A 16,641-nucleotide genomic window follows, 5' to 3' on the forward strand; every position below is an offset into this window, starting at 1 on the left:
ATTAAATGAAGTATCTTATCTACATAATTTCAATTTTTTGATCAAGAATTCTTTGTGTATCTTCCATTAAATCTTTAATAATATCTGCAGCAGGCTTTGACTCCTTAATCATACCTGCTACTTCTCCGGCCATAAAGAAACTCTTATCTGGATCATCTTCCTTAACACCAGTATATAAGCCTTTATTTAGTGCATCATTAAATTCATCTCTTGATACACCAGTCTTCTCTAGTTCAAATAATTCACCAGCTTTTTCATTAGCAATACCACGAGTAGCACCACCTTTAATAGTCGATCCTACTACGGCAGTTCCTGTATCGGTTGCATTAATAACCGCATTTCTCCAATTATCACCTACTGGACTTTCTTTAGCAATTGAGAATATGGTACCGCATTGAACACCTTCAGCACCTGCTACAAAAGCTTCTACAACTCCACGACCATCTCCAATACCGCCAGCAGCAATTAAAGGAATTGAAATTGCATCAGCAATTTGAGGCCATAATACCATAGAAGTAGTACCACCTATATGTCCACCGGCTTCCATACCTTCTACAATTACACCATCTGCACCCATTTCTTCCATCTTTTTAGCAATTTTAACATTTGGAATTACAGGTAAAACCTTAATATCGGCTTCCTTTAAATCCTTCATATATGGTTTAGGAGTTCCAGCTCCAGTAGTAACAACTTTAACTCCTTCTTCAATAATTACCTTAACAACTTCTGGAGTATTCTTGTCCATTAACATTAAATTAACAGCAAAAGGTTTATCAGTAAGCTTTCTTGCTTTTTTAATTTCTTCTCTTACTTCTTCTGGAGTTTTCCCACCAGCAGCAATAATTCCAAGACCACCACCATTTGATACAGCGGCTGCTAATTCTGCAGTTGCAACTTCTTGCATAGCACCTTGAATAACTGGATACTTAATACCTAACATTTCTGTGACACGATTCATAATTATATCTCCTTAAAATCAACTAACGTAATTTATTTAACCTATTATTTACCAATAAAGTGCTTTGGACGCTTTTCAACAAATCCAGCCATACCTTCTTTTTGATCTTCTGTGTCAAACATTTCTGCCCAAATTTGACTTTCAATATCAATTGCAACATCTAATGGCAAATCAGCACCACGATCAACTGAATACTTTGCACGAGCAACAGATAATGGCGCATTCTTCATAATTTTATGAGCAATTTCAATTGCCTTGTTCATCAACTCTTCTGGTTCAGCAATTTCATCAAATAATCCAATTCTATAAGCTTCCTTAGCATCAATCATATCGCAAGTTGCAATTAATTCTTTAGCTTTTCCACGTCCAACTACACGAGTTAAGCGTTGTGTACCACCAAAGCCCGGAATAATACCTAAGCCAGTTTCTGGTTGTCCTACTTTAGCACTGATTGCCCCAATTCTCATATCACATGAACATGCGAGTTCACAGCCACCACCTAAGGCATAACCATTAACTGCAGCGATTACAAATTGTGGTAAGTGTTCAATTTCACCAAATGATGAATGGGCAAGTTTTGAAAGTTTCAAAGCTTCTGTTACATTATCATTTTGCATCTCTTTAATATCAGCTCCTGCAACAAATGCCTTTGCCCCTGATCCTGTAATAATTACTACACGGATGTCTTCTCTTGATTTAATTTCACGTAATGCATCACCGATATCTTGCAAAGTAGCTAGATTTAAAGCATTTAATGCTTTAGGTCTATTAATTGTCAAAACAGCAATTCCATCTTCAACTTCATCTAATAAAACATTTTCGTAAGTATTGAAACTCATAATATTTTGTCCTTTCAAAAAACAACTCATCTGTTTTGCTCTCAACGCTTATTATTCTTGTGTATTTCAACACAATTAGCAAATTGATAACATTTTTTACTTTTTTGTAGTTTTTGCTGAAATCGCTTACAAATACTAGCTTGTAGACATTATGAATTTTGGTAATATTCACTATAACAAGTATAAAAATATGATAATTATTTCACAATTATTTATTTAAAACTCATGCCACAGTAAGCATAAAGTCTATCATAACTAACATAAATAACAGATATAACAATTAATTTTATTAAACTAGTAAAATTTGTGTAAACGCTTAATTTGAATATAAAATAAGTTTACTTTGAACAATATTTTAGTTAAAGGAGGTATTATTATGTCTGGAACGTGGATGTCTAGGTATATTGCTGAATTTTTTGGAACTGCTATTTTAGTAATATTAGGTAATGGTGCTGTTTCTAATTCATTTCTTAATGGAACAACTGCTAATGGAAAAGATGGTCAATCTAATGGTGGTTGGAATTTTATAGCATGGGGCTTTGGCTTCGGTGTAATGCTACCTGCAATGCTATTTGGTTCAATTTCAGGAAATCATATTAACCCAGCTATTACACTTGGAGAAGCAACTTGCGGAATTTTCCCTTGGTCTCATGTAATTCAATATATAGTGGCACAAATGTTGGGAGCAATTTTTGGTCAATTATTAGTTGTTGCTATTTATTGGATTTACTTCAAAAATACTCCAAATAGTGAGAGTAAAATTTTAGCTTGTTTTTCTACTGGAGATACTATGGGTAGTAAATGGAACGGGTTCATTAGTGAATTAATTGATACAGCTATCTTAGGCTTTATAGCTATGGGACTTTATCGAGGAATGTTTTTTAAACAATCAATTGATATTGCGAATATTGGTATTGGACTCGTGATTACTGCCTTAGTAATGGCAGGAGGAGGACCTACTGGACCAGCTTTAAATCCTGCTCGAGATTTAGGTCCTAGAATAATTCATGCAATTTTGCCTATTCCTAATAAGGGCAGTTCAAATTGGGAATATAGTTGGGTACCAGTAGTGGCTCCAATATTAGGTGCAATTATTGGAATTGGTATGTATAAGTTTTCATTTGGACTTTAAAATATATCAATGTGGAATACTAAAAAATAATAAGCATCAAGTACAATTTTGTAATTGATGCTTATTTATGTATAAAAAAAGAACTTAATCAGATAATTAAGTTCCCAAAAATAATAAATTATAATTTAATAAAACTAAGTATTCTTATCTTTAACTATACAATTATTAAAGTTTATTTTTCTTCTCTCTTCACTTCTTTACGCAATTTACCTTCACTAATAGCTGTATAAATTAAAAACAAAATCGCAAAGAATGATGCAACATACAAAACTGTATTACTTGCAATCCAGCCATATTGATTAACTAAGATTCCAATCAGTGCTGTTGCAATTGTTTCTCCAAATATATATTGGAAAAAGCCCATAAAACCAGTGGAAGCTCCAACAGCAAATTTAGGTACAACTTCATTTACCATTAAACCTACAAGAGTTAACGGTGCATAAATCAAGTTCCCCATTATTAATAATACAGTCACTATCAACGCATGATTATTACTAAAGAAGTAAACCGTTAAACATATCAACATCCCTATCACACAAGCAATAGAAACAAGTCCACGACGTCCTTTTAAAACATCTGAAATTGCCCCAATAATAATTACTCCCGGTACAGATGCCAATTCAAAAATACCAATTAACCACTTAGCAAAGCTAGGATCAAAACCTTTATTTTGAACTAAGTAAGATGGAATCCAGCTTTGTATACCATATCTTACTAAATAAAGCGACATAGAGGTCAAAGTAACTGCCCAAACAAGTTTATTTTTTAATATATATTTAACAAAAACTTGTCCAATACTTAATTTCGTAGAATCTGCAACAGAAACTTTTCCATTTTCCAAAATCACCTTATCACCAGTATATGTAGAAATATCTGGCAAGCCTACAACTTGAGGCCGATCGGCACCAAACACTAAAATAAAGATACAAATTACAAATGAAACTGCTGAAGCAGTATAAAACACAGCTGGCAGTGACCCTGCAAATAAAAACGTTGCTAATTGAACAATAGCCACACAAATAAATGAACCTGCATTGTGAGCTGAAGACCAAATAGAAAAAATAGTTCCGCGCATTCGCCTTCCCCACCATAATTGAATCATTCTTTGACAGGCTGCCGCTCCCATTCCTTGAGTAATTGCAATCAAAAACATTAGAAACATCATAACGTATAAATTACGTGTACTTCCAAGAAAAATATTTAAAATAGCTGATAGCAATAATCCTAACATCAAATAGCGATTAGAATCACACTTATCGACTAATGCTCCCATAAATAACTTCGCAATTCCATATCCAATACCAAAACATGACAATACCAAGCCGATATCGGCAGTAGTAAAATTATATACTTTCATAATGTCAGTTTGTTCAGTCGTAAACACTAAGCGAATAATATAATAACCTATATATCCGATACATGTAGCAAGTAATACTCCCAATTGGTGCCATTTATACGCACTGGCTATTTTAGCCTTTGGAACCAACTTTTTAGAATCTGGCTGCTGTAAAATCCAATGAAACATAAAATCTCCTCCTTTTCTTACAACATAAGCATATCATTATCACCTTAAAATATTACATATTATTACAAAACAAATAAAATAAATAAGCATTAATCAGCATTTACATATTTAGATACTGACTAATGCTTATTTTGTTGGAAAATTTTACTAAAGTTATACAATTATTTACAGCAATTAAAAGCAATGGTATTGTTTAGTTATGAATACTCATTATATAAACATTGAGGTGAAATTATGGTAAATAAATATAGAAGTGTCTTTGATATTATTGGTCCAGTAATGATTGGTCCATCAAGCTCACATACTGCTGGGGCAGTCGCCATTGGACGAGAAGGAAATAAACTTTTTGGCGGTGTTCCTAAAAAAGTCACGGTTCATTACTATGGTTCTTTTTCTCAAACCCATCGTGGTCACGGAACAGATTATGCTATTGCAGCAGGAATTTTGGGATTTGAACCAGATGATCCACGAGTTCCTCAAGCTCCTGAAATTGCCCGCAAGCAAGGAATTGATATTCGCTTTGTTGAAGAAAAGGGCGACAGCCCTATCCACCATCCCAATACTGCTATTTTAGATATGAAAGATAATACAAAATATCGACAGCTGTCAGGTTGTTCAATTGGTGGCGGGGCCATTGAAATCAGAAGCCTTATCATAGATAATATTGAAATTAAGTCATCAGGTTTGTTACCTATGATTATATATATTGATCATAAAAAACATAAAAATTCAAATTTACCACTAAGTAACTTTTTAAAGGAAAATGCTCCCTTTGTAGAAGAAAATACTTATCAATCAGAAAATAGTTACATTTATGAATACAATTTAAAAAACTATCTCCAGGATAGTTTAGTTAAAGAACTTAACGATAAATTCAAGTCTATTATTGTACTTTATTAAAATAGGACTCAATTAATATGTATAACAAAGTAAAAGAATTAATTTCTGCATCCCAAAAATTCCAAAAACCAATTTCAGAGTTAATTATTGAGCAAGAATGCCTTACTTCAGGACTTTCTCGAAAAGAAGTTTGGAATAAAATGAAATATAATCTTTCCACTATGAAAAAAGCAGTTGAAAAAGGTCAGGAAGGTGAAGGCGTTTTTTCAAAAACTGGTCTAAGTGGCGGAGAAGCAGTAAAAATCAAGAATTATCGCCATAATAATAAAACCTTGTCTGGTGACACCATGATGCAAGCAGTACAAAATGCTATTGCAACAAATGAAGTTAATGCTTCTATGGGAATAGTTTGCGCAACTCCAACAGCGGGTTCCGCAGGAACTTTACCTGGAATTTTGTTCATGTTAGAAAATCGACTTGAACTTACTGAAGAACAAGAAATCAATTTTTTGTTTACTGCTGGAGGCTTTGGATTAATTATTGCTAATAATGCTGTCATTGCTGGAGCTTCAGGTGGCTGTCAAGCCGAAGTTGGAAGTGCTTCAGCAATGGGAGCAGCTGCTAGTGTTGAAGCAGCAGGAGGTAATGCTCAACAAAGTGCTGAAGCATTGTCTATTGCTCTTTCTAACCTATTAGGCTTAGTATGTGATCCAATCGCGGGTTTAGTAGAAGTCCCATGCGTAAAAAGAAATGCAATCGGCGCTACAAATGCATTAATTGCAGCCGATATGGCACTTGCAGGTTGCAAAAGCGTTATTCCTGCAGATGAATATATCTTAGCAATGAACAAAGTAGGTCAATCTATGCCTACTGCTTTAAGAGAAACTGGAATTGGCGGCCTAGCTGGCACTCCTACTGGTCAGGCTATTAAAACTAAAATTTTTGGGAAAAATGTATAATAAGGAATCTATAATGCGTGAAGGTAAATTAATCAAAGATGATATTATAAATCATCTCTGCCAAGTAATTGATCCTGAATTGCAAGTAGATATTGTTAATTTGGGATTAATTTACTCTATTGACTTAGACGAAGACGGAATTTGCTTAATCAATATGACACTTACTACCCCAGCTTGTCCTTTAACTGGTTTTTTAATTAATAAAATTACAGAAGAAGTCAGTAAAGTTCCTGAAGTTAAAAATGTTGATGTTGAATTTGTCTGGTATCCGGTATGGTCTCCAGAAAAAATGAGCAGCGTTGCTAAAAAGCAATTAGGAATAAGATAAAAAAACAGTGAATGAATTCACTGTTTTTTTGATAAATTATGACTACATATACAATAATCATAGTCGTATCCCTTGTTAATATATTCATATAATTATATAATTTAATATGAAAGCGTTATTATATAAAATTGAATACGAGGAGGTATGACTATGAAAAAGAAAACGCTCGATCATTCAGCGTACGGCGGAGTTCCCGGTGAAAAATATCACCCCTATATCGGAAAACATGATGGACTCGGCGGCAGCGCAGTTATTATGATTATTGGTGCCGTTTTAGCAATTATTTTTGCTGCTTCTACAGCATACTCTGGGATGAAGGCAGGATTAACTGTTTCAGCCGGAATTCCTGGAGCTATTTTAGGTTCTGGTTTAGTAGCAGCTTTTGCTAAAAAGAAGGGTATTCTCGGAGTTAACTTGATTCAAGGTATGTCAAGCGGCGGTGAGTCAATAGCAAGTGGGATGATTTATGTTTTACCTGCGATTGTTTTAATTGGACGAAAAATCAACTTCTTCTATGGTTTTCTAGTAGGGGTAGCTGCAGTAGCATTTGCTATTGGTGTTTCTAATATTGTTTATAATTATTTAATTATTACTGAACATGGAATTTTAAAATATCCTGAATCAATGGCAATTGCGGAAACTATCGTTGCTTCCGAAGCCGGAGGTGAATCTCTTAAGATGATGGGCCTAGGATTTGGAATTGGTGGATTAATTACCCTTTTCACTAATCAATTTTTAGGCTTATTCAATAGTACAATCAGTTTTTCTAGCAAAAAGTTTTATAAATGGTCTATGTCGACTGAAGTAAATCCAATGCTTCTAGGGCTTGGTTTTATTATTGGTATGAAAGTTTCTCTAATAATGATGGCAGGGATGCTTTTTGCACGATTTGCAGTTGGTCCATTAATTTCTTACTTTATTGCTATGGCCGGTTCAAATTGGCATGTATGGGATAATGCTAGTATTCAACTAAGTCAAGCAAACGCCGATGTTGTAATTAGTTCTTATCTTAAATATATCGGTGCCGGAATGATGCTTGGTGGTGGGATCATTGGGGCAATTAAACTTATTCCCGCAATTAAACAATCAATTTCCGCTACTTTAAAGGCTAAAAAATCAGCTTCTGGAAAAAATAGCGATAAAGGATCGTCAATTTTATTATTAAGTGGAATTATTTTAATTTTAGTTTTAGCATTCTTTTTCTCAAACAATAATATAGTAATCATGTTATTGGGTGGAATTCTTTCAATTTTATTGTCATTTCTATTTGTAATTGTTTCTGCTAGAATGGCTGGTTTAATTGGTGCTTCAAATAACCCAGTGTCCGGAATGACAATTGCTTCAATGGTTATCTTAACTTTAATATTTGCTCTTTGTGGCTGGACAAATACTGACCATGTTCAAATCCTATTAACTTTTGGAGTCTTTATCGTAACTGCCATTTCTGTTGGTAGTGGTTATATGCAAACCCAAAAAGTATCATTTGTTATTGGTGGTAGTAAAAATGAAATGTCCAAATACTACTTAATCGCTGGTACAATCGGTACCATTGTAGTAGTAGGAACCATGGTTTTACTTGAACCACAACTTAGAATAACTGGCTCTAACCCTCCATTTGCACTTCCACAAGCTAACTTAATCGCTGCATTAACTCAAGGCATTATGTCAAATAAATTACCATGGGTCATGATTATTAGCGGTCTTGTTCTTGCAGTCACTTTTGAAATGTTTGGACTTCCTGTAATGGCAGTTGCATTAGGTTTTTATCTTCCTGCATCAACTACTTCAATTATTTTCATTGGTGCTCTTGTTCGCTTAATTATAGAAAAGCTTACTAAAGATAAGTCTACTCGTGATCATCGTGTTTCAAGTGGAATTAGTCTTTCATCAGGACTAGTTGCTGGAGCTTCAATTCTTGGTTTAATTGGTATCTTTTTGCATGTATTTGGTGTTTTAAAAGATAAAACATTAACCGGATTCTTTGCCTCCAACGAAATGGCTTGGGTACTTTTAGTAATTATGCTCATTTGTGTTATGTGGCCATTATTTAGAATTCATGATTCTCAAAGTAAAAAGGACGCCAAAGAATAAAAATGTTTAAAAATAAAAAAGGTATTACTGATGAAGAGTTAAAACAAATGATTTACCAGCGTAATCCCGCTGTTAAATTTGTTGAAAAAGACGGAATTATTACGATCGTCAAAGAAAACAATCACCCAATTCAACAGTTTTTTCGTAAATATCTTCATTTTAATATTCCTGAAAAAAGCACTTTAGAATTAGATAAATATGGAAGTTTTGTTTTTCATAATTTAGATGGAAAAACTAATGTCTATGATTTAGGAAAAAAACTCGGCAACAAGTTTAAAGAAACTCGTAAATATCAATACACTCGTTTAGTAATCTATCTTAGAGAACTAGACCAACAAAATCATTTAATTATTAAAGTTAAAAAATAAATAACCTAGGAGGTTTATCATGAAAAAGAATACTGATGCTTGTACTTCAATTATGGTTGGTAAAAAAGCTTCATTAGATGGAGCAACATTTATAGCTCGTAATGAAGATCGTGTAAAAGCCATTACACCTAAACGTTTTGTAGTAAAACCTGCCGTAAAAGGGCGTCATGAAACTTATATCTCACCTTACAACAAGGTAACAGTTCCAATGCCAGAAGACGGTATGCGTTATACTTCTACCCCACACCTTGATCAAAGTACTGGTCCAAATGAAGAAGATGGTATAAATGAAGCAAATGTTGCAGCATCCTTTACTGAAAGCGTTTATGCAAATGACCGCGTTTTAGCATATGATCCATATGTTAAAAATGGGCTCGCAGAAGATTCACTTTGTACTTTGATTTTGCCATTTATTCATTCAGCTCGTGAAGGAGTTGAATATACTGGAAAATTAGTTGCTAAATATGGGTCTGCCGAAGGGAACGGGATTCAATTTTCCGATGAAGATAGTATTTGGTACATGGAAATTGTAACTGGTCATCAATGGGTTGCCGTTCGTATTCCTGATGATTGCTATGCTGTTACTCCTAACCAAATGGCAATTGAGGATATTGATTTTAACGATCCTGATAATTATATGTGGGCTGATGGAATTCGAGAATTTGTTGAAAAACATCAATTAAATCCAGATGAAAATCGTTGGGATTTCCGTCATATTTTTGGTACGAAAACTAAAAAAGACCACCATTACAATACTCCTCGTACTTGGTTTGCACAGCGTTATTTAAGTCCTAAAGCCGCTAAAGATCAAATGCCAGAAGATGATGAAATGCCATTCATTCGTAAGGCGGAATTCAAGATTTCTTTTGAAGATATTCAATATATATTAAAGTCTCACTTTAATGAAACACCATATGATCCAATGTCTGACAGTCCTCAAAATAAGACCTACCGCGCAATTTCTCTTTCACGAACTGCTCAGTCACATATTTTGCAAGTCCGTAATTCTAAAAAATACAAATCTAGTATTCATTGGATTGAATTAGGGGTTCCTGCTTTTAATCCATACGTTCCATTTTTTGCTAATAGCAATGACACTGATGAATCTTACCGTGAAGTTCCAAAAAAGATGGACCTAAAGTCTGCTTATTGGCTTAATCAGGCACTAGCTGAAGTTGTTGAAAGTCACTATGATGAATTTATGGAACAAGACACTGATTATCAAAATGAACTAAACGAGTGGGCTCGTCGTAAGATTGCTGAAGTTGATGAAAAAGCTGAAAAACTTGATGGTCAAGAATTAATTGATTATTTAACTGAACAAAACCATGAAATTGCTAGTCATTACAATAAACGCACACTTGAATTGTTCTATGACTTATTAACTCAGGGATGCGAACTTTCTAAAATGTCATTTAAGATGGATCCTAATTTGTAATAGCTGATTATAACTCATAAAAACTCGCTGATAATCTTAGCTTAAATCTAGAGCTTGGATATATCAGCGAGTTTAATTTTATAATTTATTTAAAAAATATATTTTTTAATTCAGTATATTTTTGCCTATTCATTGAAATAAGCTCTAGTATAATCTACTTCACCAACTGGATGCCATAATACACCTTTAAGGTTTTTCCTAACCAAATGACTTTCAGTCATATTATATAGTGGCGTCATCGCTGCATCTTTAGTTAATTGCTGTTGAGCGCCACGCATATTTTTCCAATAATTCTTGGGATTTACTGCACTCTTACTTTTAGCAGCTGTCACATAATTATCATAAACTTGACTACTGTACTTACCATAGTTTTGAGTATTATTCGTTTGCATAATATCTAAATCACTCATTGGATCAGCATAATCTGCTAACCATAAAGATAAATACATATCAAAGTTTCCTTTGGCTACATTATCTTGAGCGTTTTTCTTAGGGACAGAATGAACTTCTACATTTGCTCCTTTTAAGTTAGTCTCTACTTGTGATTGAACAAATTGAGCAATATTTTTATTGATAGTTTGATCATCAGTATAATATTTCAAATCTACTTTCTTTTTTCCTTCTTCCTTTAATCCTTCTTGCCATAATTTCTTTGCTTTATTAACATTAAACGTTTCACTAGGTTTCATTTCAGTAGCAAAATCTTTTCTAACAGTAGGATCTTGAGCTAAGTTTGGAGCCACGAAAGTATAGGCTGGAGTTGAACCATCCGCTAAGACTTTTTTAGTTAAATGTTTTTTATCAAGAACTAAGTTTAGTGCTTGTCTTAATTTAACATTGGATAAAACTGCATCTTTTCTACTATTGAGTTGCAAAGAGTATACTCCTGCTCTTTTAAGGTGCATAAGGTTCTTATCATTTTGCATGCCTTGAGCTGTAGTTCCGGTAATGGTAGCATCATCAAGACTTCCTTGTTGAAAAAGTTGCTGAGCTGTGTTTGCATCTTTAACTACCTGCATTGTCATTTTTTGTAAATGGATGTCTTTTTTATTATAGTAATATTTATTCTTATCTAAACTCCATGTTAAATTACTACCAGTCCATCCATTAACTTTAAACGGTCCGTCATAATACATCTTATTAGATGCAGTTCCATATTCATTTTTAAATTTCTTCAGTGCTGTTTGACTTTGTGGGAAAAATGCTGGCATAACCATCATTCGTGTAAAATATGGCATTGGATATTCTAAATCTACCTGTAAAGTGTGTTTGTTTAACGCTTTGATTCCTAAATCTTTCACTGGTAGCTTCCCAGCTGTAACTTTGGTTGCATTTTTAACTCCCGTAAAAATATAAGCATATCCAGACTTAGATGTTGGACTAGCTGAGCGACGCCATGAGACCACAAAATCTTGTGCAGTTACTGGGTCCCCATTTGACCATTTTGCGTTATTTCTAAGTGTGAATGTATATCTTTTACCATTATTTGTTGGCTTTACTAATTTAGTGGCAAGAGCTGGAATTGGTTTATTTTCTTTATCTGCTCTATATAATCCTTCCATAGAGTTCTCTAATACATTCCACTGACTGATGTTTGCTTCATTGGAATGATCAAGGGATTGAATTTCACTGGTTTGCATTAAGTGTAAGGTTTGCCCATCAGCTTTATCGGAAGACTTTTTTCCGCAAGCTGTTGCTAACAACGCTGTTAAAGTAACAGTTGCTACTGTTAATAATCCTTTTACCTTCATAACTATTTACTCCTCTAACAAAAAAGCTTGATAAAGAAAAAAAGGCGCCCTACTAGACCATATTGATCTAATAGGGCGCCTTAGCGCTGTACCACCTATAATTCACTAAGTCAAATCACTTACTTAGCCTCATGCACGTGCGGCCTATTCCAAATAGAACAGACGATACGTCGCCGCTATAAAGGGCGGACCCTGCAATTGCTCATATTGCAATTACTGCTCAAAGGTGATTTTCAGCAAAACCGTAACTATTCCTTCACACCAACCAGGAACTCTCTGAAAGCCGTAGTTCAACCTACTTTTCCTTATCAAAGCTATTGATTTATTTCTTGTTGAAAATAATAATACTCGGATTAAACTAAAAGTCAATAAAAATTAAACTTTATTTTGTAATAAAATATTACTCCATTTCATTATCTTTTTTTAACTATTAGTCTTAAGATAGACTTAGACAGGAATTGAGGCGTTATGATGAATACAAATTTTGAAAAACAATTAATGAACTTACTCGAACAGCATAAAGATGAAATAATCAAAATTAGACGTTATTTGCACGAACATCCTGAATTATCTTTTCACGAAAAAAACACATCTAAATTCATTAAAAATTATTATCAAAATTTAGATTGCGAAGTTCATGACTGCGGAGATGGATATGGGATTATTGTCGACATTAATGCAAATAACCCCGGTAAAAAACTAGCGTGGCGCGCAGACTTTGATGCCTTACCTATCACGGAAAATAATGATTTGCCTTTTAAATCTAAAAACCCAGGAATAATGCATGCCTGTGGTCATGATGGACATACTGCTTATCTGTTAGTTTTAGGAAAATGCTTAATTCAACTTAAGAATCAAATTAATGGCAGTATCAGATTGATTTTTCAACCAGCAGAGGAGCTTGCACCAGGTGGTGCCATTTCAATGATCAAGGATGGGTGCTTAAATAATGTTGATGATATTTTTGGTATTCACGTTATGAGTACTTTTCCAACTGGGAGTGTCCAACTTCATTCTGGTGCCACACAAACTGGACGTGCTAACTTTGACTTAACAATTACTGGCAAAGGTGGTCACGCTGCAATGCCTAATTTAAGTAATGATGCTATTGTTGCTGGCTCTAACTTTGTTAATGCAGTTCAAACTATAGTTTCTAGGCGCATTGATCCATTTCATGAAGCCAGTGTAACTATTAGTTCTTTTGATGGAGCAAGCAAAGCTTACAATGCTATACAAGGGCAAGTGAAGATGAAAGGCGATGTCCGAATAATGAATGAAGATGATCGCTCTTTAATTAGAAACAATATTAAACAAATATTGGACGGAACAGATGTTATGTTTGGTACAAAGTCCGAACTAAACTATGATGATAACTACCCGGTTCTTATAAATAATCCTATCCTAACTCAAGAGGCTAAAGATTGGATTAAAGAAAGTAATATTCCAGAAATAACCGAAATTAAAGATAGTGGCCCAATTACTCCATCTGAAGATTTTGCATATTATGGTGAAAAAGTTCCAGCTTGTTTCTATTATGTTGGCTGTCAGCCATATGATGGGAGTATTCATCCACATCATAGTCCAAAGTTCTTAATGAACGAAGATTGTTTAATTATTTGTGCAAAATCTGCAGCAGCTATAATTAGCTATTATTTTGAAAACGAATAAATTATTTTTACATCAAAAGTAGCTCTAACTTACTAATAATCTAGTTTAGAGCTACTTTTTAATTTAAACTATCTGATATTGATAATAAGCACATAAAATAATTATATTATCTATTACAAAAATACCCCTCAAAAGAAAATTATTTCTTATGAAAGGCACTTGAAATTCTAATAATAAATGCACTTTAAATCCTCGTTAGAACACAAAGCTTACAATATATATACTTATACTAACTTGGATTAGATTTCTTTTAAGTTAAATAAAAACGCTGTTGCCTTCATTTCGTAAAGTATCTACTTTTTTCGAATTTATATTCCTCTTAAGTTAAATAAAAACCAAGTTTTTGATTATTGGGTAAAAAAAGGAATGTCATTTACATTCCTCTTAAGTTAAATAAAACCCCTACATCGTAGCAGTAATAGGGACGATAGGCGTATTTACATTTCTCATAAGTTAAATAAAAACGCCTGAACTTTGCCCCATAGCTGTATTAACAATTGTAATTTACATTCCTCTTAAGTTAAATAAAAACCAAAAATTTTTCCTTTTTGTATTCCATTTGATCTATTTACATTCCTCTTAAGTTAAAAGTGATTTGGAAAGCGACGCTAGATTGGCATTTTTATTTACATTCCTCTTAAGTTAAATAAAAACTTTTTGCTGCAGTTGCAGTATTGTTTACTGTCTTAATTTACATTTCTCTTAAGTTAAATAAAAACTCAGCTTGAAACTTTTCACGATCATTAGCTTCTTTATTTACATTTCTCTTAAGTTAAATAAAAACGGTAAGCCTTTTGCTGGGTTAAATACTAATAGTAGATTTACATTTCTCTTAAGTTAAATAAAAACAATACCAGAATAAAATTAGTGAACTTAACACATTATTATTTACATTTCTCTTAAGTTAAATAAAAACGATGCAGTAAGTTTTGTAAGTGTGTTTTCTCCCTGATTTACATTCCTCTTAAGTTAAATAAAAACGCTACCTACAATCAGCCTTGTCATACTAAGTATTATAGGACATATTCTGTCGATTTGTCTAATTGTTATAAAAATAAAATCTTAAAAATGCAACTTTTTTATAGAACTCTATAAGATTAACATTTATAGCATCTGTCGATGTCCCTTAAATATTAGGTTACTATACATCAACAGATATAAATAATAATCCATGGACTGATTGCTAACTTAAATATGTTATACGCATAATATATGTTTTTGCTTTTTTATGTTATGCGCTTGACATATAAGCAGATTGGAACTAGCATAAAGTATGTAAGCGCTAACAAAAAGCAAAAAAATAAATTAAGGAGACTAAAGAATGAAACAACTTAATTCAAACAAAATTGTTCATATTACTAACAATCGTTATAGACCTCATTATCACATTGCAACTAATGGCGGTTGGCTTAACGATCCAAATGGTCTTTGCTACTTTAAAGGCTACTATCATGTATTTTATCAATATCACCCCTACTCTACTCAATGGGGACCGATGCACTGGGGACATGTTCGCAGTAAAGATCTCATTCACTGGGAACAATTACCAGTCGCACTTGTTCCAGGTGATTCTGAAGATGAAGGTGGCTGCTTTTCAGGTTCTGCAATTGTTAAAGATGATAAGCTTTATCTAATATATACTGGTCAACATTATTATAATGATAATGATTTAGATCATTTTTGGGAAAATCAAAATATCGCTTACAGTGAAGATGGTATTCATTTTACTAAATATAAAGATAATCCTATTATTTCAGCACCAGATGATAATTCTCAAGACTTTCGCGATCCTAAAGTTTGGAAACATAATGGAAAATACTATCTCGTATTAGGTAGTCGTGATAAGAAAACAAATCACGGTCGTATTCTTCTTTACTCCTCCGATGATCTTTTTAATTGGAATTTAAAAGGTACGATTGCAAAATCTCATAATATTAACCGTGAAGGCAGCATGTGGGAATGTCCTGATTTATTTAGTTTAGATGGCCATGACGTGCTTATTTGTTCTCCTGAAGGAATTAAAGCTACTGATAAAGAATATTTAAATGTTTCACAAGTTTGCTATTCAATCGGTCGGCTTGATTATCAAACAAATAAATTCACTGGTAGTGATTTTAATGAATTAGATCACGGTCATAACTTTTATGCAACTCAATCTTTTGAATCTCCAGATAATAGACGAATTCAAATCGGTTGGATGAGTCCATTTGATGAAAATCAAGCAGAACATACTGATGGGTGGGCCGGATTACTCACTCTCCCACGTGAATTACATATTAAAAACCAGCACTTATATGCTGAGCCAATTAAAGAGTTAACTAGCCTCCGTAAAAAGAAGGATATTAATAACACTTTAACCATTATTGGTGAACAAAACTTAACTGTGAGTGACCCACAACATACAGAATTTATCTTTAATTTTGATGATGTACCTAATGATTTCAATTGGCAGCTTAAGGATGATAAAGGTATCTTAATCAATCTTAATTATCAAAATCATGAACTTGTATTAACTCGTCGTGGTAAAGATGGTAAACGTTATGCAAAACTACCACAACAACTTCAACAACTCCAAATTTATATTGATACAAGTTCTGTTGAAATTTTTATTAATCACGGTTGGACTTCATTTACAGATCGTTACTACGCAAAAGGCACAGTCTCATATTCAGTAACAAGCAAACAACCCTGTCAAACTGAAATAACTGCATATGCCCTTCGTTGATTTAATTACGAGGCAATTA

At 33.4% G+C, this 16,641-nt stretch carries 13 protein-coding genes, 1 CRISPR repeat array and 1 other annotated feature; of the genes, 9 read left to right on the forward strand and 4 right to left on the reverse strand.

The annotated features are described in order from the left end of the window. Positions 1 to 19 precede the first annotated feature (19 nt). Both ACTHPI_RS02285 and ACTHPI_RS02290 read right to left on the reverse strand, forming a co-directional pair. Positions 20 to 958 carry a nitronate monooxygenase gene (locus ACTHPI_RS02285; protein ID WP_445352563.1) on the reverse strand — a complete coding sequence of 313 codons (939 nt, stop codon included), beginning with the start codon at positions 956 to 958 and terminating at the stop codon, positions 20 to 22. Positions 959 to 1,002: 44 nt separating this feature from the next. Next, on the reverse strand, positions 1,003 to 1,797 hold the full coding sequence (locus ACTHPI_RS02290; RefSeq protein ID WP_445352564.1) for an enoyl-CoA hydratase-related protein: 795 nt from the start codon (positions 1,795 to 1,797) through the stop codon (positions 1,003 to 1,005). A gap of 376 nt (positions 1,798 to 2,173) precedes the next feature. Here ACTHPI_RS02290 and ACTHPI_RS02295 point away from each other — a divergent pair, with 376 nt between their 5' ends. After that, entirely contained in the window at positions 2,174 to 2,929 is a 756-nt protein-coding gene (locus tag ACTHPI_RS02295; RefSeq protein ID WP_445352565.1) for an MIP/aquaporin family protein, read from the forward strand. Between the two features lie 172 nt (positions 2,930 to 3,101). Here the strand turns inward: ACTHPI_RS02295 and ACTHPI_RS02300 are convergent, their stop codons facing one another. Next, positions 3,102 to 4,454 (reverse strand): MFS transporter, encoded by a 1,353-nt coding sequence (locus ACTHPI_RS02300; protein WP_445352566.1) that lies wholly within the window; start codon positions 4,452 to 4,454, stop codon positions 3,102 to 3,104. A gap of 234 nt (positions 4,455 to 4,688) precedes the next feature. Between ACTHPI_RS02300 and ACTHPI_RS02305 the strand changes: the two genes are divergently transcribed. The 6 genes from ACTHPI_RS02305 to ACTHPI_RS02330 all read left to right on the forward strand — a co-directional run bounded on the left by ACTHPI_RS02305 (position 4,689) and on the right by ACTHPI_RS02330 (position 10,478). Beyond that, positions 4,689 to 5,354 (forward strand): serine dehydratase beta chain, encoded by a 666-nt coding sequence (locus ACTHPI_RS02305; protein WP_445352567.1) that lies wholly within the window; start codon positions 4,689 to 4,691, stop codon positions 5,352 to 5,354. 17 nt (positions 5,355 to 5,371) lie between these two features. After that, positions 5,372 to 6,253 (forward strand): L-serine ammonia-lyase, iron-sulfur-dependent, subunit alpha, encoded by an 882-nt coding sequence (gene sdaAA, locus ACTHPI_RS02310; RefSeq protein WP_445352568.1) that lies wholly within the window; start codon positions 5,372 to 5,374, stop codon positions 6,251 to 6,253. A 13-nt stretch (positions 6,254 to 6,266) separates the two neighbouring features. Further along, positions 6,267 to 6,581, forward strand: coding sequence for a metal-sulfur cluster assembly factor (locus ACTHPI_RS02315; RefSeq protein WP_445352569.1), 315 nt, complete (start codon positions 6,267 to 6,269; stop codon positions 6,579 to 6,581). Positions 6,582 to 6,731: 150 nt separating this feature from the next. After that, positions 6,732 to 8,672, forward strand: coding sequence for an OPT family oligopeptide transporter (locus tag ACTHPI_RS02320; RefSeq protein ID WP_445352570.1), 1,941 nt, complete (start codon positions 6,732 to 6,734; stop codon positions 8,670 to 8,672). 2 nt (positions 8,673 to 8,674) lie between these two features. Beyond that, positions 8,675 to 9,040 carry a PqqD family peptide modification chaperone gene (locus tag ACTHPI_RS02325; protein WP_445352571.1) on the forward strand — a complete coding sequence of 122 codons (366 nt, stop codon included), beginning with the start codon at positions 8,675 to 8,677 and terminating at the stop codon, positions 9,038 to 9,040. A 19-nt stretch (positions 9,041 to 9,059) separates the two neighbouring features. Continuing rightward, positions 9,060 to 10,478, forward strand: a complete 1,419-nt coding sequence (locus ACTHPI_RS02330) for a C69 family dipeptidase (RefSeq protein ID WP_445352572.1) — start codon at positions 9,060 to 9,062, stop codon at positions 10,476 to 10,478. A 125-nt stretch (positions 10,479 to 10,603) separates the two neighbouring features. On the opposite strand, the gene ACTHPI_RS02335 is transcribed toward ACTHPI_RS02330, so the two are convergent. Next, the gene (locus ACTHPI_RS02335; RefSeq protein ID WP_445352573.1) at positions 10,604 to 12,229 is read right to left on the reverse strand and encodes a peptide ABC transporter substrate-binding protein; all 1,626 of its coding nucleotides are present in this window, start codon (positions 12,227 to 12,229) and stop codon (positions 10,604 to 10,606) included. Positions 12,230 to 12,297: 68 nt separating this feature from the next. Then, positions 12,298 to 12,550, reverse strand: a binding site (T-box leader). Positions 12,551 to 12,700: 150 nt separating this feature from the next. On the opposite strand from ACTHPI_RS02335, the gene ACTHPI_RS02340 reads away from it, so the two are divergent. Together ACTHPI_RS02340 and ACTHPI_RS02345 are read left to right on the forward strand one after the other, a co-directional pair. Next, positions 12,701 to 13,897 (forward strand): amidohydrolase, encoded by a 1,197-nt coding sequence (locus ACTHPI_RS02340; protein ID WP_445352730.1) that lies wholly within the window; start codon positions 12,701 to 12,703, stop codon positions 13,895 to 13,897. 624 nt (positions 13,898 to 14,521) lie between these two features. Continuing rightward, positions 14,522 to 14,878: direct repeats of the CRISPR family, unit length 30 nt; unit sequence ATTTACATTTCTCTTAAGTTAAATAAAAAC. 340 nt (positions 14,879 to 15,218) lie between these two features. Further along, entirely contained in the window at positions 15,219 to 16,622 is a 1,404-nt protein-coding gene (locus tag ACTHPI_RS02345; RefSeq protein ID WP_445352574.1) for a glycoside hydrolase family 32 protein, read from the forward strand. The last annotated feature ends 19 nt before the right edge of the window (positions 16,623 to 16,641 follow it).

It is taken from the genome of Lactobacillus sp. PSON (assembly GCF_052615405.1).